Here is a 23,807-nt window from a genome sequence, read left to right on the forward strand (position 1 = left end):
CTAAATGCTTAGAATGGAAATAAACCGGGTTATGCGAAGACCAGTTTTTTGGATTCTGATTCTAATTGGGCTCATATTTGCTTTACTTCCTGTGGTTCAGAAATGGCCACATGGAATGACAATCGATGATTACATATTTTATCCAGGGAGTCCCTATGTCTTTTGGATGTATTTCACAGGAGAAACGTATTATATCTATACATTAACCTTTCCTTTACTTGCAACATTGGTATATGCAGATGCTTATGCGGAAGATTTCAATACAGGATTAATTAAAAGTATTCTTACTAAGGTAGAGAAGCGAAAATATTTAAATACCCGTTACCTTGTTAATTTTCTCATTGGCGGGGGTGTGGCGGTACTTCCGCTTATTATCAATTTTTTAGGGGAGATGATGGCCTTTCCATTGATTGAAAATAACTATTATTTTGGTATGCCGCTCGTTACCCAAGAATCCTATTTAGCTGATATGTTCTATCAATCTCCTTTTATATATGTTTTGTTAAGAATTTTTTGGATTTTTATCTTTGGTGGTATGCTCGCATCCTTAGGATTAGCATTTTCTACTGTAGTTAAAAATAGATATATCGTTCTTATTTTTCCATTCTTAATTGTATTAGCACTTGACGTATTGTTAAGTACATTTGGATGGGCTGGATTGTCCTTACATTTTCTCGGAAATATTAATTCAACTTGGCAATTACCAAGCATAACGGCTATTGGGTTAATCGGAAGTTACCTATGGTATCGATTATTAGGTGGGAAAAATGAAACAATCTAATTTCCTATTTATTGTTAAGAAAAGTTTTGCTCAGCATAAAAAAACTTTGTTATATATAGCAATTAGTACGACTATTCTCTTGTGGTGTCTATTAATATTAGCAAGACAAGGTGAGTGGTCTAATCGAGGAATATTTGATGTAGTGGTCGATGTAGGTGGAATAAATGGTAGTGCCAATCACTATATGTTGATTGTTGTCGCAATTCCAGTATTAGTTATTCTATTAACACATATGGTGGAACAAATGGAAAATCCCATTTCCGTATTAACCTATCAATCGCGCTTTTCTATCTGGCATACACAAGTAGTGGCAGCAATACTTCTTTCGCTTGTGTTCACGATATTTATTATGGCTGTTTCCTTATTACTAGGGGGAGTATTGGTCGGTTGGGAGAATACTTGGTTAAATCCATCAGGAACGGTAGGAGAATATCTAAATAATGAAGAACAGTATGCTGCTATCTCTACTAATCTTGTAACCTATAAAATCATTCGAACTATTTTTCTTACGAAGTTTTTCGGATTTTTAATGATTTCCTTTTCCTTCTTGTTTTTAAAACAGCTTCTAAAAAACAGTGCGTTTGTACTTATTATTATGTATGCAATCACTGGATTAGATCACCTCGGGATACTTCCATTCTTTATCTATACGATGAATGCAACGGTTAGCATAGCAGACTGGTTAGAGCCGATGAAGACAATCTATCATGTAATTTATTTAATGGTTGTTTCAATGGTTCTTTATGCAATAACCGGATGGCTATATGAGAGAAAGGATTTTTATTAATGAAAATCATCTATCGTCTATTTTTAAGAGATTGGAAGTATAGTCTATTATATGGAAAATGGAAGTACGGTGCTTGGTTTCTGTTTTTCGCTTTTTTAACGCTGATGATGAGTGTTCGTTTAAATCAATACGGTGTCAATAGTGCTGATATTATCTATATGTTACTAAAAGATGAAGGCTACTTTCAATTCTTATCAGAATATGAGGTGCCTATATACTGGGTTTTTACACAGTTTTTTATCATTTTTCTGATCGGTGATTTCTTATCAGAGGATTTTCAGAAGAATCGTATCTATTTACTATTGCGAAGTCGTTCCAAGTCAAGCTATTTCCTAGCGAAAATAGGATGGTTGATTATGCAAAATATTGGATTTGTCATTGGCTTATTTTTGAGCATTTACCTTGTCTCGAGTATTACTCTTAGGACATTTTCACTTGAGACGTCTCAATACTTTCAAGATACTGTCATTCCGTTAATGGATATACCTGTTTCAGCTAGTGAAGTTGTTACAAGAATAATAGTTGGTTACTTGGTAACTAGTCTTGCTTTATCAGGCCTCTTGTTTTTAACGATGCAATTGCTATCACCGGCTCTTGCTTTTTTAGGAATAATTATTTTAAGTGGTGTATCAACAATTTTAGACAGTAAATGGCTTCCAGGTATTCATTCGATGATATTGAAGCAGAGCATTTTTGCAAGTGATTATCAGCTTAGCATGACATTTTCGCTTGTCTATTCTTTTGTTGTATTCCTTGTTTCCTCAATAATCGCGTATCTAGTTTTTAACAAAAAAAATAATCTGTAAGGAGTGGAAGGAATGAATGAGGCGGTTTACATAACAGCAAATCATGTTTCCAAAGAAATAAAAAATCATCCGATTTTAAAGGATATTAATCTCCGTTTACATAAAGGGGCTATTTATGGTTTTCGTGGAAAGAATGGATCTGGAAAAACAATGTTGTTTCGAGCGCTTTGTGGGTTAATTTTGCCAACGGAGGGAGAGGTAATGGTAGATGGATTAAAACTGGGTAAAGATGTTTCATTCCCGCCAAGCGTTGGTGTGCTGATTGAGTATCCAGGTTTTTTAGCAGGATATACAGGATTTAAGAATTTAAAAATGCTTGCTAGTCTAACTAATACCATTACCGATGATCGAATCAAGGAAGCAATTCGTCAAGTTGGATTAGATCCAGAAGACAAGCGAAAATATCGGAAATATTCCCTTGGTATGAAGCAACGTCTAGGTCTAGCACAAGCAATAATGGAAAAACCAGACTTAATTATATTAGATGAACCAACAAACGCCTTAGATACAGATGGAATTGAAGAATTCAAAAAGCTGCTGTTAGAGCTAAAGAAAGAGAATAAATGCATCCTTATTGCAAGTCATGATAAGGAAGATTTGGAGTATTTATCCGATGAAATTTTTGTAATGGAGAATGGGAAAATTATCGAGCATTATGAACGAAAAGGAGAAAACGAATGAAAATAAAGCTTTTTTTATTGGTTCTTTTCTTGGTGGGGGTTGGTATATGGGGATATCGAGTATATGAAGTAAATAAAGGAGTTGCCATAAAATATGACTTGGATATTTATCAAAAAGATGAGTGGATTGCAGATGATAAGTTAAGATTTACTGTTATAGACTTGTCATATGGAGCAATAGAAGGGGATGAAGATTATTCTTATGTTCCTGCCACTGTAAAAATGGAAGTAGAAAATACGTCTGAAGAAACGATATCTGTTTCGAAATTAATAGAATCAAAGCTTTCCTACGGCATGGATTATTATCAGACGATGGATGGTGAGTTTGATGTAAAGCAAGTAAAGGAATTACCTCCTAATACAACAATACCAATTACGCTTGTATACAGTGTTGCTCCTAAATATAAAGACAAAGCGGCACAATTTTATATCGACCAAAATCTTTATACAGAGAAGGTGAAGGAGCAATTTAAGCACGGAAAAAGATATGGCATTGTGATTGATTTATAACATTAATAAAGGTTCATGGGGATGGAGTAGGTCCTCCATTTCTCAACGTATTATCCTCAAAAAGGGTAACTGAGTGGAGAACAAATCCATCCTTTCCAAACTATAACTTACAATTCTAACGTCATAAACACACTATTCGGATCTTCCTCATAATCCGAAAACGGGCCGCAATACTCAAATCCTAATCTTTCATACAGTCTTTTGGCAGGAAGGAAAGCATCCATGGAACCTGTCTCTAAACTTAATCGGCTATATCCTCGATTTTTTGCTTCCTCCATAATATGGAGCAGTAATTTTCTCGCTACTCCTTTGCGCAAGTGATTAGGAGAGGTTTTCATCGACTTTACTTCTCCATGCTTGTCATCTAATTCTTTTAACGCCCCACAGCCGGTTAATTCCCCGTCTTCCCATGCACTCCAAAAAGTTACTTCTGGTTTTCTCAATCCCTCTACATCAAGAGCGTGGATACTCTCAGGAGGAGAATGGAGGGTCATGCTATGCAAATGATCCTCTAATAAAGCAATAACCTCTTTCGATGTAACAGGGTCGATTATAATGTTCATCCTCATCATCCTTTTTATTTATTTTAACTACTATTCTACTAATTTCCTTATTCTAGTGGAATAGCTTAGTTGCATTTTGATTGGAAATATTTAATAAAATATCTTTATTTAAAAATAATTGCCTTTGAGGCATTTTGTTTGTTATGATATTCACATTAGTTTTAAATTTGCATGAGGGAAAGGAAAATGTAATAAATGAATGTATTAGTAGTAAAAGCAAACAATCGTCCAGCTTCTGAAGCTGTATCAAGCAAAATGTATGAAACGTTTATGGAGTCTATTAAAGGTGCTGAAAACCTTAATGTAAATGTATACGATGTATACGCAGAAGATACTCCTTACTTTGGTCAAGAATTATTCGATGCTTTCGGTAAAGTACAAAGCGGAGCAGAATTAACAGATATAGAGCAACGCCTATTAGCTGCAAAACAAAAAGCTATGGATGCTTTAACAGCTGCTGATTTAGTAGTTTTCGCATTCCCACTTTGGAACTTAACAATTCCAGCTAAATTACAAACATTTATTGATTATGTATATGCTGCAGGTTTTGCATTTAAATTTGATGCAGAAGGTAACATGATTCAATTAATGACAGATAAAAAAGCGATCCTTTTAAATGCTCGCGGTGGAATCTATTCTACTCCTGAAGCTGCACCATCAGAAATGGCTGTTAACTATATGCGTACTGTTTTCGGTGGCATATTCGGAATGGAAATCATTGATGAAGTAATTATTGAAGGTCATAACGCAATGCCTGATAAAGCTGCTTCAATCGTTGAAGAAGGTTTACAAAAGGTAGCTGCTGTTGCAAATAAATTAGTAGCTCAAACTGTTTAATAAATTTTAAATAGATAAGATAAAAAAACTCCGTCTGAATTATTTCAAACGGAGTTTTTTAATGGGAAAAAGGAGTATACTAGGAAAAGTGAAGTTTTAGGACATATGTCCTTTTCCTATTATTAGAAATCGATTATCTTTAAAAAGGAAATTAAATAGCAAGGAGTCGAACAAATGAGAGGTATTTTATTTGCGTTTATGGGTGGAGCATTTATAACCCTGCAAGGAGTAGCGAATGCAAGAATTAGCCAGGATATTGGTTCCTGGCAGGCAGCAACAATTACACAGTTTACTGGGTTTGTACTTGCCTTTCTCATCTTGCTGATTACCAAAGAAGAAGCATTTTCAAAATATAAACAAGTAAAGCCGCTATATTTAGCGGGAGGATCATTTGCATCGGTTATTATTTTCAGCACAATTACAGCGATGCATTTAGTTGGCGCCACGTTAACGATTTCAACTGCTTTAATTGCCCAGCTGTTTGTGACTTTTCTAATCGATAGCTATGGCTGGTTCGGATTGGAAAAACAACAGATGAAAACTCCGCAGTTTATTGGAATTGGCATGATGATAATAGGTGTTCTTTTATTAAAAATGTAAGGAGAACCGTGCATGAAAGTGATTGAAAACCTAGAGCAGTTAGAAGTGTATATTCGAAGCTTTCAACTGGAAGCTATTTTTCCTGAAAAGTTAAAAGAGCATCTACATCTTTATGCCTTCAAACAAGGGGAATTTATTTGTACACAAGGACAGGCTGCTGAATATCTTTATATATTGGTGGATGGAAAAATGAAGATATATACAACTACAGCAGAAGGAAAAACGCTAATTCTTTCCTTTAAAACTCCTCTGGAAATGGTCGGAGATGTGGAATATGTAAGAGATACTGATATCCTTAATACGGTAGAGGCCATCTCGGATGTAATCATGATTGGTGTTCATAAACGACATTTAAAGCAATACGCAAGCGACTATGCACCCTTCTTACAGTTCCTGTTGGATATAATCACAAAGAAGTTCTATATTAAATCAAGTTCGATGCGCTTCAATTTGTTCTATCCAGTGGAAGTGAGACTTGCTAGTTATTTATTGTCTGTTTCTTTTGATGAGGAGGATCCATTATACAATACGGAGCGTAACGAAATTAATCTAAAGGATACAGCGAATTTAATTGGCACTAGTTACCGTCATTTAAATAGAGTGATACAGCAATTTTGTCAGGACGGTCTGATTGAACGGAAAAAAGGATATATGATAGTGAAAAATCGCGAGGGTTTAACGAGTTTAGCTGGCAGAAGTATTTATGAAGAAGGATTGGGTGAATAAAAATATGATATATGGCTTACTTATTGCTTTTATTAGCGGTAGTCTAGTTGGGGTGCAAAACATATTTAATAATCGTGTAAATCAGAAGGCAGGCCTTTGGGCTACGACTACTTTAGTATTAGCGTTAGGATTTATTGCTTCCTTTATTCTTGGCTTTATTTCAGAGGGGACAGGACTCTTTCATTTAGAAAATATGCAGACATGGTACTGGTTCAGTGGGATTATCGGTGTTGGTGTTGTTGTTTGTATGACAAAAGGGATTAGGCATTTAGGAGCAACATATGCCGTTTCGATTTCCTTGTCTTCCCAACTAGTTTTTGCCTTACTCTTTGATTCCCTCGGTTTATTGGGATTAGAAAAGGTTCCATTTACTCTAAAGCAGTTAATCGGGGTAGTGGTCATTATCGGTGGAATACTTGTTTTCAAAATGGGTGGAGCATCAGAAAAGAAGCAGCCAGTGAAAGAATTGGCGAAAAGATAGGAGTGGGTTTTGTATGCAAGGGATAATAAATAATAAGGGGAAAGCTATCTCAGAGACTTTTCAAACAACTGTAGAAGAATCAAACTTGAAGAATTATCAAACCTTGCTTTTTGATGTAGATGATACATTACTGGACTTTGCAGCTGCGGAGGACAATGCCTTTCGGTTATTGATGCAGGAGCAAGGAGTCTCATATAGTGAAGAATGGAAAAGACAGTATCAACAGCTAAATCAAGGCCTTTGGAAAGCATTTGAAGAAGGAAAAATTACGCGTGATGAGGTAGTTAATACAAGATTCACCTTATTCTTTGAGAAGATGGGTAAAAAAGTAGATGGAGCTTTATTAGAGCAAAGCTATCGCGAATATTTAGGAGAAGGAAACCAGTTGCTAGATGGAGCGATGGAATTAATCATGAAGGTTTCAAACCATTTTGATTTATATATTGTGACAAATGGCATGTCAGCGACGCAAGAGAAGCGATTAAAGGCATCTGGACTATATCCATTCTTTAAAGCTATTTTTGTGTCGGAGGATACTGGCTATCAAAAGCCGATGAAAGAGTTCTTTGATTATTGCTTTGATCGAATTCCTCTATTTAACAAGGAGACAACGTTAATTATTGGTGATTCATTAAGTGCGGATATCCAAGGTGGATATAATGCGGGAATTGATACTTGTTGGATTAATCCATTAAAGAAGGAAAATAAAACAGATGTGCAACCAACATATGAAATCGCCAAACTAGAAGAGCTCCTTATTATTCTAGAGAGAGAAAAACAATCGAACCATTAATCATTAATGGATCGATTGTTTTTTATTATCCTTGTCTAATTTTCGAACAAGGCCAATGCAAGCTCTAGAAAGCAAGAAAGTACAAGTTTCTGTTAACAAAGTATCATACCAATGCCAACCTTTTTTATAGCTTATTAATTTTGTGTATTTTTCTAATAGAAACTCCACGAAGGTCATCGGGATACTTAAATAAAATGATTTGAGTATAACTCCAGGGAATTTGGAATGATAGCTTATTTGATTATAAGCAACACAAGTGATTGGGAATAATAAATAATCAAATAAAACATTGATTTGAAAATGCTTTGGCAAAAACCGAACAGGAAAATTAAGCCATTTCTCAGAAGTAACAATGCTATCAACAAAACTGGACAAATATCCTTTAAAAAAGAAGACTAGAAACCAATCTTTTGCTGGTTTTTTTCTAAAGATAACTGGTAAAAGCCCAATTCCTAATAGGAAAAGGAATCTTAATATTTTCCGTTCCACTTTAATCACCCATCTAGTTAACAATTATCCTTTCTTGTAGTAGGAATAGGATTTTTTTATTTTATCCAAAGGGCAAAAAAATATGAAAAAAAAGCATCTGAATTGATGCTTTTTAATATGAGGGAGAGAAAGATTCCGCCTCAGTTCTTTTTATAATGCGTTTTTAAGGAAAATTAATTCCGATTTAAAAGCAAAAAATGGTTAAATGCTATTCTTGTTATTACAGATGATTCCTTAGACTACTGTTTTTATTGCAATCTTCTTTCGGGGTGTACAGATGCTGTGGTCTTTTTTGTACCTTAGGTAGTAACCATAGCACCGCCATTTACATGGATTGTCTGTCCCGTCATATAAGAACCGTCATCAGAGGCAAGCAGTACGTAGACAGGTGCAATTTCGTATGGTTGGCCAGCACGCTTCATCGGCACATCTGAACCTAATGTAGCAATACTTTCAGCTGATTGTGACGCAGGCTGGAGGGGAGTCCAGAATGGGCCAGGTGCTACAGCATTTACTCGGATACCTTTACTGACAAGGCTGTTAGCTAGTGCTCGTGTATAACTAACGATGGCACCTTTTGTCGTTGTATAATCAATCAATTGGCTTACACCGATATAGGCAACGAGGGAGGTTGTATTGACAATACTAGCTCCTTTTTTCAAATGAGGTAATGTTGCCTTTGTTAAGTGGAAGTAGGCATGGATATTGACATCAAATGTTAATTCCCATTGTTCATCTGGTATCTCTGTTAAGTCATCCTGGAAAAATTGGACTGCTGCGTTATTTACCAAAATATCAATTTTTCCAAACGTTTCGAGTGTTTTCTGAACAATGAATTCACAGTGTTCTTTTCTTCTCAGGTCTCCTGGAATAAGGAAGCAAGAACTACCATAATGTTCGATTGCTTGTTTCGTTGTTTCAGCATCTATATGCTCATCATAATAAGCGATAACGATATTTGCTCCTTCTTTTGCAAATGCCACTGCAACAGCTCTACCAATTCCACTATCGCCCCCAGTGATAATCGCAGTTCGGTCTTTTAATTTTCCTGTTCCGATATATTTAGGATTATCAAAAATAGGAAGAGGGTCCATCAGATATTCAAAACCAGGCTGCCTAGTTTGATGCTGTGGCGGAAAAGTCCATTCGATTTCTTCACATTTTGTTTCAGATCCATAATGCTTCTTATTCTTCACAGAATTAACCTCCATATTCTTTTTTAGGCTACTTAGTACTTAGTAAACTTAGGCTTTAATATGGGTAAGGTGGTGAGGAAAGGTTGAGATAAGGATGCATAGTAGGTGAAGGCTGCGTGGAATGATAAGTAGTGTTCATGTTTCCTCCGTTTTGCTCACACCCTGGTGGTGGTCCTAGAATAGAAGATTGATTAATTGGTGCTATTGCATTTGCATAGGCTGATTCATTTACACAATAAGCTCTGTTAACAATCTCTTTCGGTAAAAAGCGTAAAAAATCGGAACCAAACACAATATCCGGTTTCGGTTGATCAAAGATAGTAAGGAAATGTGTATTGTTTCGCAATGCTACTATCCAGTGAAACCAACCTTTTGGGAATTGAGATGCCTGCCCGGGTTTTACATGATAAGTCATAATACTTTGTGTAAAAGGGTTGAAAACAGATGTCATAACTTCCCCACTTATGACAAATACAAGTTCATTCACATTAGTATGCCAATGCGGCTGAACGATGATACCCTGATTAAGATGCACATTGAATAACCCAGTATGTATAGCCGGCATCTGATCAGAAAAAAGTTGGGTAATGTAATTATAAGGATCCCTTCTATAATTAACAGACTGGGTTGAATCACCAAAAAGCTGAAAGGAAGGAGAAGCTGGATGAACAGACATGATACAAGCCTCCTATTTTTCGAGTAGAAATTTTAATATGGATTACTAGCTTAAATATATACAAAACTAGGTTGGCCTATGAGTGGAAAATTAGTTTGTTTTGTAAGGGGAGAGTTTTAGTAATGTTAGTTGGGTAAAAAGTGTGGGGGATGATGAGGATATCGGAGTGAAAGTATGATTGTAGATGAGTGGAATTTGAAAATTTCAGCCAAAGCTCCGAGTATATGATCCAAACTTTAAATATATGGTCCGAACTTTAAATATATGGTCCAAACTCCGAATATATGATCCAAACTCCGAGTATATGATCCAAACTTTAAATATATGGTCCGAACTTTGAATATATGATCCAAACTCCGAATATATGATCCAAACTCCGAGTATATGATCCAAACTTTAAATATATGGTCCGAACTTTGAATATATGGTCCAAACTCCGAATATATAATCCAAACTCCGAGTATATGATCCAAACTTTAAATATATGGTCCGAACTTTGAATATATGGTCCAAACTCAGAATATATGATCCAAACTCCGAGTATATGGTCCAAACTCAGAATATATGATCCAAACTCCGAGTATATGATCCAAACTTTAAATATATGGTCCGAACTTTGAATATATGATCCAAACTCAGAGTATATGGTCCAAACTCAGAATATATGATCCAAATTCTAAATATATGATCCAAACTCCGAGTATATGGTCCAAACTCCGAGTATATGATCCAAACTCCGAGTATATGGTCCAAACTCCGAGTATATGATCCAAACTCCGAGTATATGATCCAAACTCCGAGTATATGATCCATATTCAGAGTATATGATCCAAACTCCGAATATATGATCCAAACTCCGAGTATATGATCCAAACTCAGAATATATGGTCCAAACTCCGAATATATGATCCAAACTCCGAGTATATGATCCAAACTCCGAGTATATAATCCAAACTTTGAATATATGGTCCGAACTTTGAATATATGATCCAAACTCCGAGTATATGGTCCAAACTCAGAATATATGATCCAAAATCCGAGTATATGATCCAAACTCAGAATATATGATCCAAATTCTAAATATATGGTCCAAACTCAGAATATATGATCCAAACTCTGAATATATAATCCCAACTCCAACATACCAACCTCCACACAAAAAAACACCACCCAATCAAAAAACGATTAAAGTGGTGCAATCTACTTATCTATCAATCATGGAAATTGGTTCCATCCGTTACTTCTTTCACAATGCCAGCACGAATAACAAAATCACCAAAGTGTTCATTTTCTAAGCGTTCTTTTGCAAAACGAGGGAGTAATACACGAAGCTCAGAAAGGATTTCTTCCTCGCCGACATTTTCCCGATAAAGTTTACTTAAACGGCTTCCGTTGAAGGCAGCACCTAAGTACATATTGTATTTTCCAGGACCTTTCCCGATAAAGCCAATTTCACCTAAAGCATGGCGAGCACAGCCATTTGGGCATCCAGTCATGCGAATGGTAATCTCTTCTTCACGCAATCCGTTTTCATCGACAATTTCCTCAATCTTGTCAATTAAGACTGGTAAATATCGCTCTGCTTCTGCCATTGCTAAACCACATGTTGGCAGAGATACACAGGCAATCGAATTACGGCGCAAGGCAGAGAAACGTTTTCCATCCATGATGCCATATTGCTCTATTAAGTTAGTAATTTGCTTTTTATTGCGTGTCGAAACATTGGCGATTACTAAATTCTGATTAGCGGTTAATCGGAAGTCTCCAGTGTGTACCTTGGCAATCTCCCGTAATCCAGTCATTAAAGGATAATTTTCATAGTCTTTAATACGGCCGCCTTCCACAAATAAAGTGAAATGCCATTTTCCTTTGATACCTTTTTCCCAGCCATAGCGATCACCGTTGTGGTTAAAATGGAATTCTCTTGCTTCTTGAAGCTTCCAGCCTAAACGGTTTTCTAATTCTTCAACCACATTCTCTAAGCCGAGGCGATCCACAGTATATTTGAAACGAGCATTTTTACGAACAGAACGATTACCATAATCACGTTGAATAGTAATTACTTTTTCTGCCACATCAAGAATTTGTTCTGGTGTACAGAATCCGATTACTTTTGCAAGCTGCGGATAGGTCGCTTTATCGCCATGCGACATGCCCATTCCACCGCCAATTGCCACATTGAATCCAACCAATTTTTCAGCTTCTGTAATCGCAATAAGCCCAAGATCTTGGGAGAATACATCGATATCATTAGAAGGAGGAACTGCGATCCCAATTTTAAATTTTCTAGGTAGATAAAGCTTTCCATACATTGGCTCTACTTCTGTTTCCTCCACAGTTGGAGTGAAAGCAACTTTTTCCTTATCGAGCCATAGCTCATGATAAGCTTGTGTACGAGGTAATAAATGATCACTTAATTTTTGAGACCATTCATACACCTCTCCGTGAAGCTCAGACTGATAAGGGTTCGGGTTACACATCACATTACGGTTTACGTCTCCGCAAGCTGCAATCGTATCTAGTAAGGATTGATGGATATCTTGAATTGTCTGTTTCATATTCCATTTCAAAATGCCGTGCATTTGGAAAGCTTGGCGTGTAGTTAATTTTAATGTATTATTACCATACTTCTGTGCCAAATCATCCATTGTTAGCCATTGTTCCGGTGTCGCTACTCCACCAGGAGTTCGAACACGGAGCATAAATTGGTAGGCAGGCTCCAATTTTTGTTTTGCTCGCTCATTTCGAATATCACGATCATCCTGTAAATAACTTCCGTGGAACTTCATTAAGCGGTTATCATCTTCTGATATACCTGAGCTTATTTCCTCTTCCATGGATTCTTTCAAAGTGCCACGTAAATAGTTACTTTCTTCTTTAATTCGTTCCACATCACTTGGTGGTCCATCTGGAGCTTTCAATACTTGTTTCACCATTTTAGTAAACTCCTTTCCTTTAAAAATTTATTAATAAACATCACGTTGATAACGTTTGTTTTGATTCATAGCTGCTACATATTCTTCCGCTTTTTCTAATGACATTTGACCTTCTTTTTGAATAATAGCAAGAAGTGTTTGATGGACATCGTGTGCCATATGCTTTTCGTCTCCACAAATATAGAGAACCGCGCCTTCTTCTAGCCATTCAAATAGCTCTTTACTATGTTCAAGCATGCGATGCTGCACATAGACTTTTTCTGCCGTATCCCGGGAAAAAGCAATATTCATCTTTGTTAATACACCATCTTTAAGCCAATTTTGCCATTCTGTTTGATAAAGAAAATCTGTCACAAAATGTTGGTCTCCAAAGAAAAGCCATGATTTTCCTGTAGCGCCGATTTCTTCTCTTTCTTGTAAGAATGAACGGAATGGTGCTACCCCTGTTCCAGGACCAACCATAATAATCGGGGTATCTGGATTTTCAGGAAGCTTGAAATTTTCATTGTTTTGTACATAAATTGGTAGTTTGTCACCAGGCTGAATACGTTCAGCGATTTGAACGGAGCATACTCCATTGCGGTCTCGACCGTTTGCATGATAACGAACAGCACCGATAGTTAAATGTACTTCATCTGGATTTGCTTGATAACTGCTAGCGATTGAATAAAGACGCGTCGGCAGTTTGCGAAGCAAGGATACAAATGTTTGTGCATCTATTTGTATCGGTCCAAAATCTTGGATAAGGTCTAGTAGGTCACGACCATTCAAATAAGCTTTTAATTTATCCTCGTTCCCTTTAGCTAGTAGTTCATCTAAAGATGGATTGGAGGCTATTTCGGAAAACTTTTGCAATAGTGGCTTTGTTAGTACAGTAATTTCGTAGTATGTTAACAAAGCTTCACGAAAAGCAAGAACTTCTCCCTGTTTGTTAATTGTTACACTCTCTGTTGGAGAGAAGCCTAATTCTGTTATTAAAAGCTCTACTAGCTCAGGATCGTTATTCGGGAATATTCCTAGGCTGTCCCCTGGCTGAAAGGAAATTCCTGCATCCTCAATAGAAAGCTCTACATGTAGGGTCTCTTTATTTGAACCACGGCCATTGAGATTAATAATGTCTAATACTTCAGCATAATAAGGATTACTGCGAGAATAGCCAGAATCTTGAATGGAAAGTGCTGTTGGGCTAATGGCAGTAGATACTGTTGATTTCGATTGGAGATTCAAGCCACCAACTATTCCTTCAAACCATTCACTTGCGGGTTCATCAAAGTCGAGATCACAATCAACACGTGGATAAAGTCTAGTTCCACCTAGTTCTTCTAAACGCTCATCAAATTGCTTTCCTGTTTCACAAAAGAATTCATAAGAACTATCGCCAAGCGCCAAAACAGAATAATGAAAATCCTGTAGTTTAGGTGCTCGCTTCCCATGTAGAAACTCGTGGAAGGCAATTGCAGTATCTGGTGGGTCACCTTCCCCATGTGTACTAACAATAATAAGAAGATTTTGTATTTTTTTAAGATTATTCGGTTTAAAGTCACTCATTGACTGCACGGTAACATTAAATCCTAGTTCTTTTAAGCGATTGCCATGATTTTTGGCAAGGCTTTGTGCATTACCTGTTTGTGATCCAAAGAGAATGGTAATGTCTTTTGTTATTGGATCAGTTGTCTTTTGTTCCGTTAATTCTGTAGCTAAATTAGGTGTCCCCTCTGTTGCGACAACTGTCGTGGAAGCAGATAAGTAGCCACTCAGCCAAATTTTTTGTGATTCTGTTAAATTTGGTAAAAGGCGGTTTAATAATTCTGTTTGTTCTTGATTAAACGGACTGTTTATTACTTGAAGCTGCAACACTTTCACCTCACAAGGATAATAACATTTCATGTCGAAGTTTGATTAGTAAGATAATTCTTGAGATTTATTTTATAATGAAAAAAGAGGATTGTCACTGTATTTTTATTAATCCCATCAGACAAATCGGATTAGAAAATCAAAAGGGCCTGTTTCTATTTAGAACAAAGTCAGGAATATGTTTTCTAAAGGATTTAAGTTGTTTCTAATAGATAAAATTAATGCTAATAGTGGATTAACAATAACTTGTGACGGAATACTGTATAGGCGTTAAACAAAAGAAAAACGCCCAAACCATCCTCATATTACACGTATACTAATTGTACTTTACTGTAAATGAAAGAATTAGTAAAATACATATAAATTATTGTAACTATTAGTAATATTAATAATTAGAAAGCTACCGTTCTATTTTGTTTAATATCCAGAAAAATACAAAGGATTCTACTTGTCAAATCTAGTTTGAAATTAATGGAGGGAGAAAACATGCAGTACGACGCATTAAAAACATTTGTGACCCTTGTTGAAGTGAAGAATTTTACAAAGACAGCAGAAATGCTGCTTATGTCTCAACCGAGCGTTAGTTTACATATAAAAAATCTTGAAAAGGAATTTCAAACAAAATTACTGGACCGGTCCCCTAAGTATTTAAAGGTAACGCCAACAGGTCAAATGCTCTATGATTGTGCGGTTCAAATGATTCGCTTATATGATCAGACAAGACAGCATATTATGGAGCACCACCATGCAATCAAAGGGGAGTTGAAAATAGGGGCTAGTTTTACGATTGGTGAATATATTCTTCCTTCCTTATTACTTGATTTGCAAAAGCAGCATCCAGAATTGCAAATACAAGTAACGATAGGAAATACAGAAGAAATTGTTCAAGCAGTAAGACTATATGAAGTAGACATTGGTTTAATTGAAGGACAAACAAATGATAAGGATTTGCAGGTTATTCCTTTTATGGAAGATGAGCTATATATTGTCGCTTCTAGGAATCATCCATTAGCAAACCGCAAAGAAATTTCGATTTCTGAACTCCATGATCAAGCATGGATTACAAGGGAGGTTGGATCAGGGACGAGAGAATACTTAAACCATGTCATTCGTTCCAATGGCTTAAGAGCCCAATCCTTCTTAACCATTAGTAGTAATCAAGGAATTAAGGAAACATTAATCAATGGAAATGGCTTATCACTATTATCTAAAAGCGTGATTGAACGAGATGTAAAGAACGGGAATCTGTGTATTATTCCAGTAGTAAACACTCGATTCACAAGAAGACTGTCTTATTTATTTGCCCCTATTATGAAGGAAAAACAAAATGTTCTTACCTTTATAGAGACGTTAAAGGAGACTTTCCCCTATAATGATTAATATCATTGGCTGTTTTCTAAAGGATTGTTGTTTTTTCAATAGGAAAAAAGAATTAGTTGGTAAAATGGAGCAGCCGGAATACACGAATGCTCCTATGGGATTAGCGAGACAGCCTGAGACCCAGGAGGCTCAGCGCGAGCCCCACGGAAAGCGAAGTGTATTCTGGCTGCGGGTAATCGGAACAAACTTTACGAAAATAGCCATATTATTTAAAGTGGACATATGTATAACGGCAAGTAATTAACATCATCCTAAAGGAAAAAGCGGAAAATCCTTCTTATATCATAGAAAAAATACTAGTGTTTGTAGTATGATAACAAAGGATTTTATTAAAAGAAGGAAAAGTGGTGCATCAGCTTTTCTAAATAAGGAGAACTACTTGCCTATGAAGAAACGAAACAAAACAACTCGCTTAGTTCTATTAGGGCTGCTTACAGCAATTATTATTATTCAAACCATTGTTCCGATATTAGGATATATTCCGACTCCTATACTTAGCTTAACGATTATTCAGGTTACGGTTATTATTGCAGCTATCGTATTAGGACCAGTAGATGGTGCAATTATTGGAGGCGTTTGGGGAGTTATTACATTTGTACGTGCGTTTACCTCTCCAACAAGTCCCATTGCGCCAATCATTTTTACAAACCCATTAATATCTGTTTTTCCAAGAGTAATGATTGGAGTAGTGGCAGGGCTTTTATTTTATAAAGTGCTGAAGGATAGAGTGAATGAGACGGTCGCGATGAGTATTTCTGGTGTTGTTGGATCGTTAACGAATACGATTCTTGTTCTAGGCTTTGTTTATTTATTCGTGCGCGATTCGTATGCGAATGCTATTGGAGTAAATGTAGAGGATTTACTTCCAGCAATATTAGCAATAGTGGGTACAAACGGAGTACCAGAAGCAATTATTTCTGGCATTCTTACGCCAATCATTGCAAAGCCCTTATTGAAAATAGGAAGAAAATAAAGAAATGGGAAATAGCTGATGTAAATGTCAGCTATTTTTTTGCGAAAAAAAGGAATTATTTTTATAATAATGGTCATGCACCGGAAAAATATTTCTCTATATATTAAAGAGAGGGTATTCCCACTAACAAAGTAGGAGTTAATAAATATAATTCCGACTAAACAACTAGAAAAACTTATTGACAATAATAGCAATTATGATAAAATTTAGAAAATAACAATGCTTATCAAGAGAGACTGAGGGAATTGGCCCAAGGAAGTCCGGCAACCTGCTAAAATGCAAGGTGCCAAATCCAACAAAATGGATAACCATTTTGAAAGATAAGGTAAGGAATAATTACCTGATATCTTTCCAAATGGAAGGATATTTTTATCGTTTAGACAGGATATTTTACAAATAGCAAAAATAATTCGAGCAGTCATTTGGTAAGAGTTTTCAGGTTTAAAATATGTCTGGTGTAAGGGCTATTCAAATGTTTTATAAGATTTCACCTTTTTTAAGGAGGGATTTGTTGGTGGGGGAAACAAATCAGCTGGACAAAGTGAAAACTCAATTAGAGGCAATTTTAAAAACAATGAAATATGGATCTGTCACGTTAGTGGTACAGGATGGGAAAATAATTCAAATTGAAAAAAATGAAAAAATACGCTTAGGCAAGTAAAAGGAAGCATTCTTGTATAAGGCGTTATAAAAGAAGCTGACTAGACAAACTAGAGGCAACTTTAACTGAGAAAGTGGGTTAAAGCTGCCTTTTTATATAAAATGGCGCATAATCTACATTTCATAATGGTATTGGAGGATTGTTTATGAGTGAGTTATTAACCTATGAAACGATTGATACGTATCCTCCGGTTGACTTTTCAAGTGAAACGGAGACAAAGGGTGCATTAGAGGTTTTAAAATGGGCCTATGATACGTATAAAGATGATATTGTTTATGCTTGTAGTTTTGGAATTGAAGGAATTGTGCTAATCGATTTAATTTCCAAAATAAAAAAAGATGCTCAAATTGTTTTTTTAGATACGGATGTACATTTTAATGAAACCTATGAATTGATTGAAAAAGTAAAAAAACGTTATCCGGATTTGCAAATAGAAATGAAAAAACCGGCCATAACATTGGAAGAACAGGCTGCCCAGTATGGGGATGAGCTTTGGTTATCCAATCCAAATAAGTGTTGTGAAATTCGGAAGGTAATTCCTTTAAATGAAGTGCTATCTGAGCCGGTTGCTTGGATTTCTGGCCTTCGAAGAGAACAGTCTGAATCAAGAAAAAATACACAATACCTTAACAAAGATAATAAATTCAAGTCCATTAAAGTTTGTCCACTTATTCATTGGACATGGAAAGATGTTTGGAGATATGCCCATAAGAATTCTCTTGATTACAATATTCTTCATGATAAGGGCTATCCTAGCATTGGATGCAGAACATGCACACAGCCAGCCATTAATATGGATGATTTACGTTCTGGAAGATGGACAGGAAAAGGAAAAACAGAATGCGGGTTACATTTACAATAATGAGTAGAGGTATAGGGGTATGATTGTTATTTTAGCAGGTATTATGTCATTGTTTTTTGCAATGAACATTGGCGCAAGTGGTGCAGCAGCAAGTCTTGGTGTTGCATATGGATCAGGCGCCATTCCCAAAAAGAGAGTTGCTCTACTGATATGTGCAGTTGCGATCTTTCTTGGGGCAGTTATTGGGGGAAGCGAAGTAGTAAAAACAGTTGGGGAAGGATTAATTCCAAGTGATATCCTTAATGCCAAAATAGTCTTAATTATATTGTCGTCAGCTGCCCTCTCATTATTTATCGCTAATATAATGGGAATCCCCCTATCAACAAGTGAAATTACAGTTGGTAGTGTAGTAGGAGTAGGTGTAGCCTTTAAAAGCTTATTTATAGCGAATATATTATGGATTGTTTTCTTTTGGATTCTAGTTCCAATCGTTTCATTTCTAATCGCGCTAGGGGCTGGAAAATATATAAGAAAGCTTGAAAGTCAAAATGAATGGATTCGTAATCCAGGCAATGAAAAATATTTATCTATTTTTGTTATTATCGTTGGCTGCTTTGAAGCTTTCTCTGCTGGGATGAACAATGTTGCAAACTCTATTGGTCCATTAGTTGGCGCTAATATGATATCCATGCAAACAGGAGTAGTTGTAGGTGGATTTTTCATTGCAATCGGAGCTTTTTTGTTAGGCGGAAGAGTACTACAGACAAATGGAAAGAAAATTGTCCAATTTAGCAAGCTTGAAGGAGGACTCATTTCAGGAACAGGTGCAACATTAGTAATGATTGCTTCTATATTCGGATTACCAGTGCCATTAACGCAGGTCACAAGTTCCGCCATTATCGGGATAGGTGTATCGAAGAATGGTTATGGAATGCTGAAAAAGAAATTAGTGCTCAGAATATTTAAGGTATGGATTGTTTCTCCAGTCCTATCTCTAGTCATTTCCTATAGTTTAGTTCAACTGTTCATTGAGGCAGATATCTACAATGTGCTCATAATACTTAGTGTTTGTATTGCTACACTTGGAATTATTAGCTTGATGAAAACCATACGCGAAGATAACAGTACCATTTATGAAGATGGTGGCGGGATTTAATCTTGCTACCTTTTAAAAAAGTTACTACTAATAAACAGCCAAAGAAAGGTGTGCCAAAAAAATGTCATTAAGTCAACCACACGGTGGAAAATTAATTAATTTATACGATCCTAAATTTGATGTATCCGAACTAAAGGTAGAATTAGAAATTGATACAATTGCACTTAGTGATCTAGAGCTGATTGGAAATGGTGCTTATAGCCCGCTAACAGGATTTCTATCACAAAAAGATTATGAAGCAGTTGTTGAAAACATGCGCTTATCTACAGGAGAAGTGTGGAGTATCCCTATTACACTACCTATTTCAAAGGAACAATCAGAAAAAATCGAACTGCATGATACAGTAAAATTAGTATACCAAGGAGAAGTTTATGGTGTACTGACAGTGGAAGATATGTACATTCCAAATAAAGATAAAGAGGCAGTATCTGTTTATCGAACAGATGATTTAGCACATCCTGGTGTGAAGAAAATGTTTGACCGAGGAAATATTTATCTAGGTGGACCAATCAAACTAGTAAAGAAAGTAGAAAAAACAGATTTTAGTAGTTTTTACTTGGACCCAGCTGAAACGAGAGCAGTGTTTGCGGAGAAAGGCTGGAAGACCGTAGTTGGATTCCAAACGCGAAATCCTGTTCATCGTGCCCATGAATATATTCAAAAATCAGCACTTGAAATTGTCGATGGTCTATTTTTAAACCCGTTAGTAGGAGAAACGAAGTCGGATGATATCCCAGCAGATGTGCGTATGGAGAGCTACCAAGTATTATTGAAAAACTACTATCCAGAAGATCGTGTTTTCCTAGCTGTATTCCCAGCGGCTATGCGATATGCTGGACCAAGAGAGGCTGTATTCCATGCGATGGTTAGAAAGAATTATGGTTGTACCCATTTTATCGTAGGTCGTGATCATGCTGGAGTAGGAAGCTACTATGGAACCTATGATGCCCAAAGAATTTTCGATCAATTTACACAGGATGAACTAGGGATTAATCTATTATTCTTTGAACATAGTTTCTATTGTAAGAAATGTGAGAACATGGCTTCTACAAAGACATGTCCACACGGCAGTGAATATCATGAGATTTTATCAGGTACAAAGGTTCGTGAGCTTTTAAGAAATGGAGAAATTCCACCAAGCACATTCAGCCGCAAAGAAGTAGTGGAAGTGTTAATCAAAGGATTACAAAAACAAAAAATCCATTCTTAAAGGAGAGAGAACTGTTGAGCCAAAGTACAAATATCACATGGCATGAACATGCTGTAACAAAGAAAGATAGAAGAGAAAAGAATAAGCATCATAGTTATGTATTATGGTTTACCGGGTTATCTGGTTCTGGAAAATCAACGGTTGCCAATGCTGTAGCGAAAAGATTATTTGAAGAACAGACGAATAGCTATGTATTAGACGGGGATAATATTCGTTTTGGAATAAATAAAGATTTAGGATTTTCGGATGAGGATCGTAAAGAAAATATTAGAAGAATTGGTGAAGTAAGCAAGCTTTTTGTAGACAGTGGGCAAGTTGTACTTACTGCCTTCATTTCTCCATTTCGAGAAGATCGTGATAGAGTAAGAGCTTTATTGGAAGAAAATGAATTTATTGAAGTATATATTAAGTGTTCCATAGAGGCATGTGAAGCGCGTGACCCGAAAGGCTTATACGAAAAGGCAAGAAAAGGAATTATTAAAGACTTTACTGGAATTAGTTCTCCATATGAGGAGCCCCTTCATCCAGAAATAATAGTAGACACAGAGAAACATTCTATTGAAGAATGTGTGGAACAAATCGTACAATATTTAAAAGAAAAAGAATATTATATCTCTTAATGTAGGGATAAGGAAAAACCTGAGCGTGGTCTATACAAATACAACCCGTTCATCGGTATTTCCTTTCCCCACTTTTTCATTAATCTTAAGAGAAACAACAAGAAGGGTGGATAAAATGGGGAAAGTATATCTAGTTGGTGCAGGGCCAGGAGATCCAGATTTAATAACGGTAAAAGGACTTAAATGTATTAAAAATGCAGATGTTATTCTATACGATCGTTTGGTAAATCGAGAGTTATTAGAATATGCGAGACCTAAGGCTGAACTAATTTATTGTGGCAAGCTTCCCCATCACCATGCTATGAAGCAGGAATTAATCAATCAAACGCTGGTTAAGTATGCTAAAAAAGGAAAAATCGTAACAAGGCTAAAAGGTGGTGATCCCTTTGTATTTGGAAGGGGCGGGGAAGAGGCAGAAGAATTGGCAAAAAATCAGATTCCCTTCGAAATCGTCCCAGGCATTACAGCAGGAATTGCTGCTCCTAGTTATGCAGGAATCCCAGTAACACACCGTAATTATGGATCATCCTTTGCCTTTGTAACAGGGCATATGAAAAATGGAGAGGAAGACCATATTAAATGGGAGGCACTTTCTCAAATTGATACTCTTGCAATTTATATGGGAGTGAAAAATTTACCGTATATCCAATCAAAGCTTTTGGATCTGGGCAAAAATGGAACAACACCTGTTGCTTTAATTAATTGGGGAACAACCTTTCAACAAAAGACGATTGTAACGGATTTACAGCATGTAATACAGGATGCGGAAAAAGGGGAAATTGAAAATCCATGTATGATTGTAATTGGGGAAGTTGTAAAAATGAGAGAGAAAATCCAATGGTTTGAAGAAAGCTTCGGAGAAACCATTGCTAAAGAGGTAGTTTTATAATGGAAGCAGTATTATATATTTGTCATGGGAGCAGAGTGCAGGAAGCGAGCGCACAGGCTATCTCCTTTGTGAAAAAGTGTATGGAAACAAATGGATTTCAAGGGATACAAGAATATTCTTTTTTAGAATTATCGGAGCCTTCTATAGAAGAGGGTTTTCGAAATTGTGTAGAAAAAGGCGCGACTATAATCCATATCATACCTGTTTTGCTTCTCACAGCAGCTCATGCTAAAAAGGATATTCCAGAAGTATTAGAAAAGCTTTCGTTAGAATATCCCCAAGTTCAAATAAAATATGGCAAGCCAATTGGTGTTCATCCTCAAATGGTCAAAATTGTTGCAGATAAAATCAAAAGTACATCTCTATATAAGAACACAAATGAGGAAGTCCTTGTTATTCTTGTTGGTCGTGGTAGCAGTGATCCAGATGTAAAGCGGGATCTTTGCAAAATTGCTTCCCTTATTGAAAAGCAAGTAGACCGAATAGTTGTACAGGATTGCTATTTAACTGCTGCACAGCCTAGCTTTGAAGAAGCGCTTCAAATGGCAGAGCAGTCTTCCAATCGCCATGTGTTAGTCATTCCCTATCTACTGTTTACTGGCATTTTAATGAAGTCGATGGAAAAAACAATTAATAAAATAAAAAGTATCAATAAAGAATACGTTCTCGCTCCTTATCTAGGCTATGATCCTTTAATAGCTGAGATTTTAAAAGAACGAATAGATGAAATGATGGTAGGAAACGAATATGCTCTCATTACTGGTTGATATAAAGGATAAAGATTGTGTGGTAGTTGGTGGTGGCAAGATTGCCTATCGAAAGGTAATGATGCTTCTTGAGGAAGAGGCAAATGTAACAGTGATTAGCCCTGAAGTTTGTGATCAAATAGAGGAACTATCAAAAAAAGGCAAAATAAAGCTAATTCGCAGAAAAGCAGCAGATGAAGATTTTTTTCAGGTTTTTCTAACTGTTGCTGCAACGAATGATCGGCAAGAAAATCTTCGTATCTCTCAAAGCCTTAAATCAATTAGCTTAGTAAATGATGCTTCCTCCTATGAAACGGGAAACTGCCAAATTCCAGCTAGCTTTAAAAAAGGGCGGTTGCATTTAAGTGTTTCTACTAATGGAGCAAGCCCTAAACTGGCTAAGAGGATAAAAGAAGAATGGCAGCAGATGTATGACGATAATTATAGTGCATATGTGGACTTTTTATTTGAGGTTCGAAATCTTTTGAAGAATAAATCACTTCCCCCTGAAATTTCCCATGCTATCTTAGATGAAATACTAGATAATACCTATAAAGATTCAGCTGAATTACGTCAAATTTACTATGAAAAGCTCCTAAACCTCTAAAAACAACTGAATGGTTTAGGGGCTTTTTTATATGTTTCCTTTCTTAAT

General features: G+C 36.2%; 27 protein-coding genes and 1 riboswitch. Of the genes, 21 read left to right on the forward strand and 6 right to left on the reverse strand.

The features are described from left to right. The first annotated feature begins 4 nt into the window (after positions 1-4). From NYE52_RS01330 to NYE52_RS01350, 5 genes are read left to right on the forward strand one after another with little or no spacing between them, the layout of a single operon-like run. Positions 5-781 (forward strand): hypothetical protein, encoded by a 777-nt coding sequence (locus NYE52_RS01330; protein ID WP_341191418.1) that lies wholly within the window; start codon positions 5-7, stop codon positions 779-781. After that, positions 768-1,568, forward strand: a complete 801-nt coding sequence (locus NYE52_RS01335; RefSeq protein WP_341191419.1) for a hypothetical protein — start codon at positions 768-770, stop codon at positions 1,566-1,568. The genes NYE52_RS01330 and NYE52_RS01335 overlap by 14 nt, the downstream gene beginning before the upstream one ends. Beyond that, a complete protein-coding gene (locus NYE52_RS01340) occupies positions 1,568-2,374 on the forward strand; it encodes a hypothetical protein (protein WP_341191420.1) in 807 nt (268 codons plus the stop codon). Before NYE52_RS01335 ends, NYE52_RS01340 begins: the two co-directional genes overlap by 1 nt. A gap of 12 nt (positions 2,375-2,386) precedes the next feature. Continuing rightward, entirely contained in the window at positions 2,387-3,055 is a 669-nt protein-coding gene (locus NYE52_RS01345; RefSeq protein ID WP_341191421.1) for an ATP-binding cassette domain-containing protein, read from the forward strand. Next, entirely contained in the window at positions 3,052-3,564 is a 513-nt protein-coding gene (locus tag NYE52_RS01350) for a hypothetical protein (RefSeq protein ID WP_341191422.1), read from the forward strand. The genes NYE52_RS01345 and NYE52_RS01350 overlap by 4 nt, the downstream gene beginning before the upstream one ends. 107 nt (positions 3,565-3,671) lie before the next feature. On the opposite strand, the gene NYE52_RS01355 is transcribed toward NYE52_RS01350, so the two are convergent. Continuing rightward, positions 3,672-4,127 (reverse strand): GNAT family N-acetyltransferase, encoded by a 456-nt coding sequence (locus tag NYE52_RS01355; RefSeq protein WP_341191423.1) that lies wholly within the window; start codon positions 4,125-4,127, stop codon positions 3,672-3,674. Positions 4,128-4,322: 195 nt separating this feature from the next. Between NYE52_RS01355 and NYE52_RS01360 the strand changes: the two genes are divergently transcribed. The 5 genes from NYE52_RS01360 to NYE52_RS01380 all read left to right on the forward strand — a co-directional run bounded on the left by NYE52_RS01360 (position 4,323) and on the right by NYE52_RS01380 (position 7,564). Continuing rightward, positions 4,323-4,964 carry an FMN-dependent NADH-azoreductase gene (locus NYE52_RS01360; protein WP_341191424.1) on the forward strand — a complete coding sequence of 214 codons (642 nt, stop codon included), beginning with the start codon at positions 4,323-4,325 and terminating at the stop codon, positions 4,962-4,964. 174 nt (positions 4,965-5,138) lie between these two features. Next, a complete protein-coding gene (locus NYE52_RS01365; RefSeq protein WP_341191425.1) occupies positions 5,139-5,564 on the forward strand; it encodes a DMT family transporter in 426 nt (141 codons plus the stop codon). Between the two features lie 12 nt (positions 5,565-5,576). Next, positions 5,577-6,290 (forward strand): Crp/Fnr family transcriptional regulator, encoded by a 714-nt coding sequence (locus NYE52_RS01370; RefSeq protein ID WP_341191426.1) that lies wholly within the window; start codon positions 5,577-5,579, stop codon positions 6,288-6,290. A 4-nt stretch (positions 6,291-6,294) separates the two neighbouring features. Beyond that, positions 6,295-6,771: a DMT family transporter gene (locus NYE52_RS01375; RefSeq protein ID WP_341195085.1), complete on the forward strand. Its 477-nt coding sequence runs from the start codon at positions 6,295-6,297 to the stop codon at positions 6,769-6,771. An 85-nt stretch (positions 6,772-6,856) separates the two neighbouring features. Further along, positions 6,857-7,564: a YjjG family noncanonical pyrimidine nucleotidase gene (locus NYE52_RS01380; RefSeq protein ID WP_341195086.1), complete on the forward strand. Its 708-nt coding sequence runs from the start codon at positions 6,857-6,859 to the stop codon at positions 7,562-7,564. A 3-nt stretch (positions 7,565-7,567) separates the two neighbouring features. Here the strand turns inward: NYE52_RS01380 and NYE52_RS01385 are convergent, their stop codons facing one another. From NYE52_RS01385 to NYE52_RS01405, 5 genes are all read right to left on the reverse strand, one after another. Beyond that, complete coding sequence (locus NYE52_RS01385) at positions 7,568-8,053, reverse strand: CBO0543 family protein (protein ID WP_341191427.1); 486 nt, start codon at positions 8,051-8,053, stop codon at positions 7,568-7,570. Between the two features lie 299 nt (positions 8,054-8,352). Further along, positions 8,353-9,249, reverse strand: coding sequence for an SDR family oxidoreductase (locus NYE52_RS01390; protein ID WP_341191428.1), 897 nt, complete (start codon positions 9,247-9,249; stop codon positions 8,353-8,355). A 55-nt stretch (positions 9,250-9,304) separates the two neighbouring features. Further along, the gene (locus tag NYE52_RS01395) at positions 9,305-9,925 is read right to left on the reverse strand and encodes a cupin domain-containing protein (protein WP_341191429.1); all 621 of its coding nucleotides are present in this window, start codon (positions 9,923-9,925) and stop codon (positions 9,305-9,307) included. A gap of 1,211 nt (positions 9,926-11,136) precedes the next feature. Continuing rightward, positions 11,137-12,861 carry an assimilatory sulfite reductase (NADPH) hemoprotein subunit gene (gene cysI / locus NYE52_RS01400; RefSeq protein ID WP_341191430.1) on the reverse strand — a complete coding sequence of 575 codons (1,725 nt, stop codon included), beginning with the start codon at positions 12,859-12,861 and terminating at the stop codon, positions 11,137-11,139. Positions 12,862-12,891: 30 nt separating this feature from the next. Continuing rightward, positions 12,892-14,715, reverse strand: coding sequence for an assimilatory sulfite reductase (NADPH) flavoprotein subunit (locus tag NYE52_RS01405; RefSeq protein WP_341191431.1), 1,824 nt, complete (start codon positions 14,713-14,715; stop codon positions 12,892-12,894). A gap of 486 nt (positions 14,716-15,201) precedes the next feature. Between NYE52_RS01405 and NYE52_RS01410 the strand changes: the two genes are divergently transcribed. The 11 genes from NYE52_RS01410 to NYE52_RS01460 all read left to right on the forward strand — a co-directional run bounded on the left by NYE52_RS01410 (position 15,202) and on the right by NYE52_RS01460 (position 23,759). Further along, on the forward strand, positions 15,202-16,095 hold the full coding sequence (locus NYE52_RS01410) for a LysR family transcriptional regulator (RefSeq protein ID WP_341191432.1): 894 nt from the start codon (positions 15,202-15,204) through the stop codon (positions 16,093-16,095). Continuing rightward, positions 16,088-16,339: a hypothetical protein gene (locus NYE52_RS01415; protein ID WP_341191433.1), complete on the forward strand. Its 252-nt coding sequence runs from the start codon at positions 16,088-16,090 to the stop codon at positions 16,337-16,339. Before NYE52_RS01410 ends, NYE52_RS01415 begins: the two co-directional genes overlap by 8 nt. A gap of 141 nt (positions 16,340-16,480) precedes the next feature. Beyond that, a complete protein-coding gene (locus tag NYE52_RS01420) occupies positions 16,481-17,068 on the forward strand; it encodes an ECF transporter S component (RefSeq protein WP_341191434.1) in 588 nt (195 codons plus the stop codon). Positions 17,069-17,288: 220 nt separating this feature from the next. Beyond that, a riboswitch (SAM riboswitch) is annotated at positions 17,289-17,395 on the forward strand. 205 nt (positions 17,396-17,600) lie between these two features. After that, positions 17,601-17,729: a YezD family protein gene (locus tag NYE52_RS01425; protein WP_445669130.1), complete on the forward strand. Its 129-nt coding sequence runs from the start codon at positions 17,601-17,603 to the stop codon at positions 17,727-17,729. Positions 17,730-17,874: 145 nt separating this feature from the next. After that, positions 17,875-18,591, forward strand: a complete 717-nt coding sequence (locus tag NYE52_RS01430) for a phosphoadenylyl-sulfate reductase (RefSeq protein WP_341191436.1) — start codon at positions 17,875-17,877, stop codon at positions 18,589-18,591. A gap of 19 nt (positions 18,592-18,610) precedes the next feature. Beyond that, positions 18,611-19,687, forward strand: coding sequence for an inorganic phosphate transporter (locus tag NYE52_RS01435; RefSeq protein ID WP_341191437.1), 1,077 nt, complete (start codon positions 18,611-18,613; stop codon positions 19,685-19,687). Between the two features lie 61 nt (positions 19,688-19,748). Then, on the forward strand, positions 19,749-20,897 hold the full coding sequence (gene sat / locus NYE52_RS01440; RefSeq protein ID WP_341191438.1) for a sulfate adenylyltransferase: 1,149 nt from the start codon (positions 19,749-19,751) through the stop codon (positions 20,895-20,897). A 14-nt stretch (positions 20,898-20,911) separates the two neighbouring features. After that, positions 20,912-21,517: an adenylyl-sulfate kinase gene (gene cysC / locus NYE52_RS01445; RefSeq protein ID WP_341191439.1), complete on the forward strand. Its 606-nt coding sequence runs from the start codon at positions 20,912-20,914 to the stop codon at positions 21,515-21,517. 115 nt (positions 21,518-21,632) lie between these two features. Then, a complete protein-coding gene (gene cobA, locus NYE52_RS01450; RefSeq protein WP_341191440.1) occupies positions 21,633-22,406 on the forward strand; it encodes a uroporphyrinogen-III C-methyltransferase in 774 nt (257 codons plus the stop codon). After that, complete coding sequence (locus NYE52_RS01455) at positions 22,406-23,173, forward strand: sirohydrochlorin chelatase (protein ID WP_341191441.1); 768 nt, start codon at positions 22,406-22,408, stop codon at positions 23,171-23,173. The genes cobA and NYE52_RS01455 overlap by 1 nt, the downstream gene beginning before the upstream one ends. Further along, positions 23,154-23,759 (forward strand): precorrin-2 dehydrogenase/sirohydrochlorin ferrochelatase family protein, encoded by a 606-nt coding sequence (locus NYE52_RS01460; RefSeq protein WP_341191442.1) that lies wholly within the window; start codon positions 23,154-23,156, stop codon positions 23,757-23,759. Before NYE52_RS01455 ends, NYE52_RS01460 begins: the two co-directional genes overlap by 20 nt. Positions 23,760-23,807 lie beyond the last annotated feature (48 nt).

This window comes from Niallia sp. FSL W8-0635 (genome assembly GCF_038007965.1).
GTDB lineage: Bacteria > Bacillota > Bacilli > Bacillales > Cytobacillaceae > Niallia.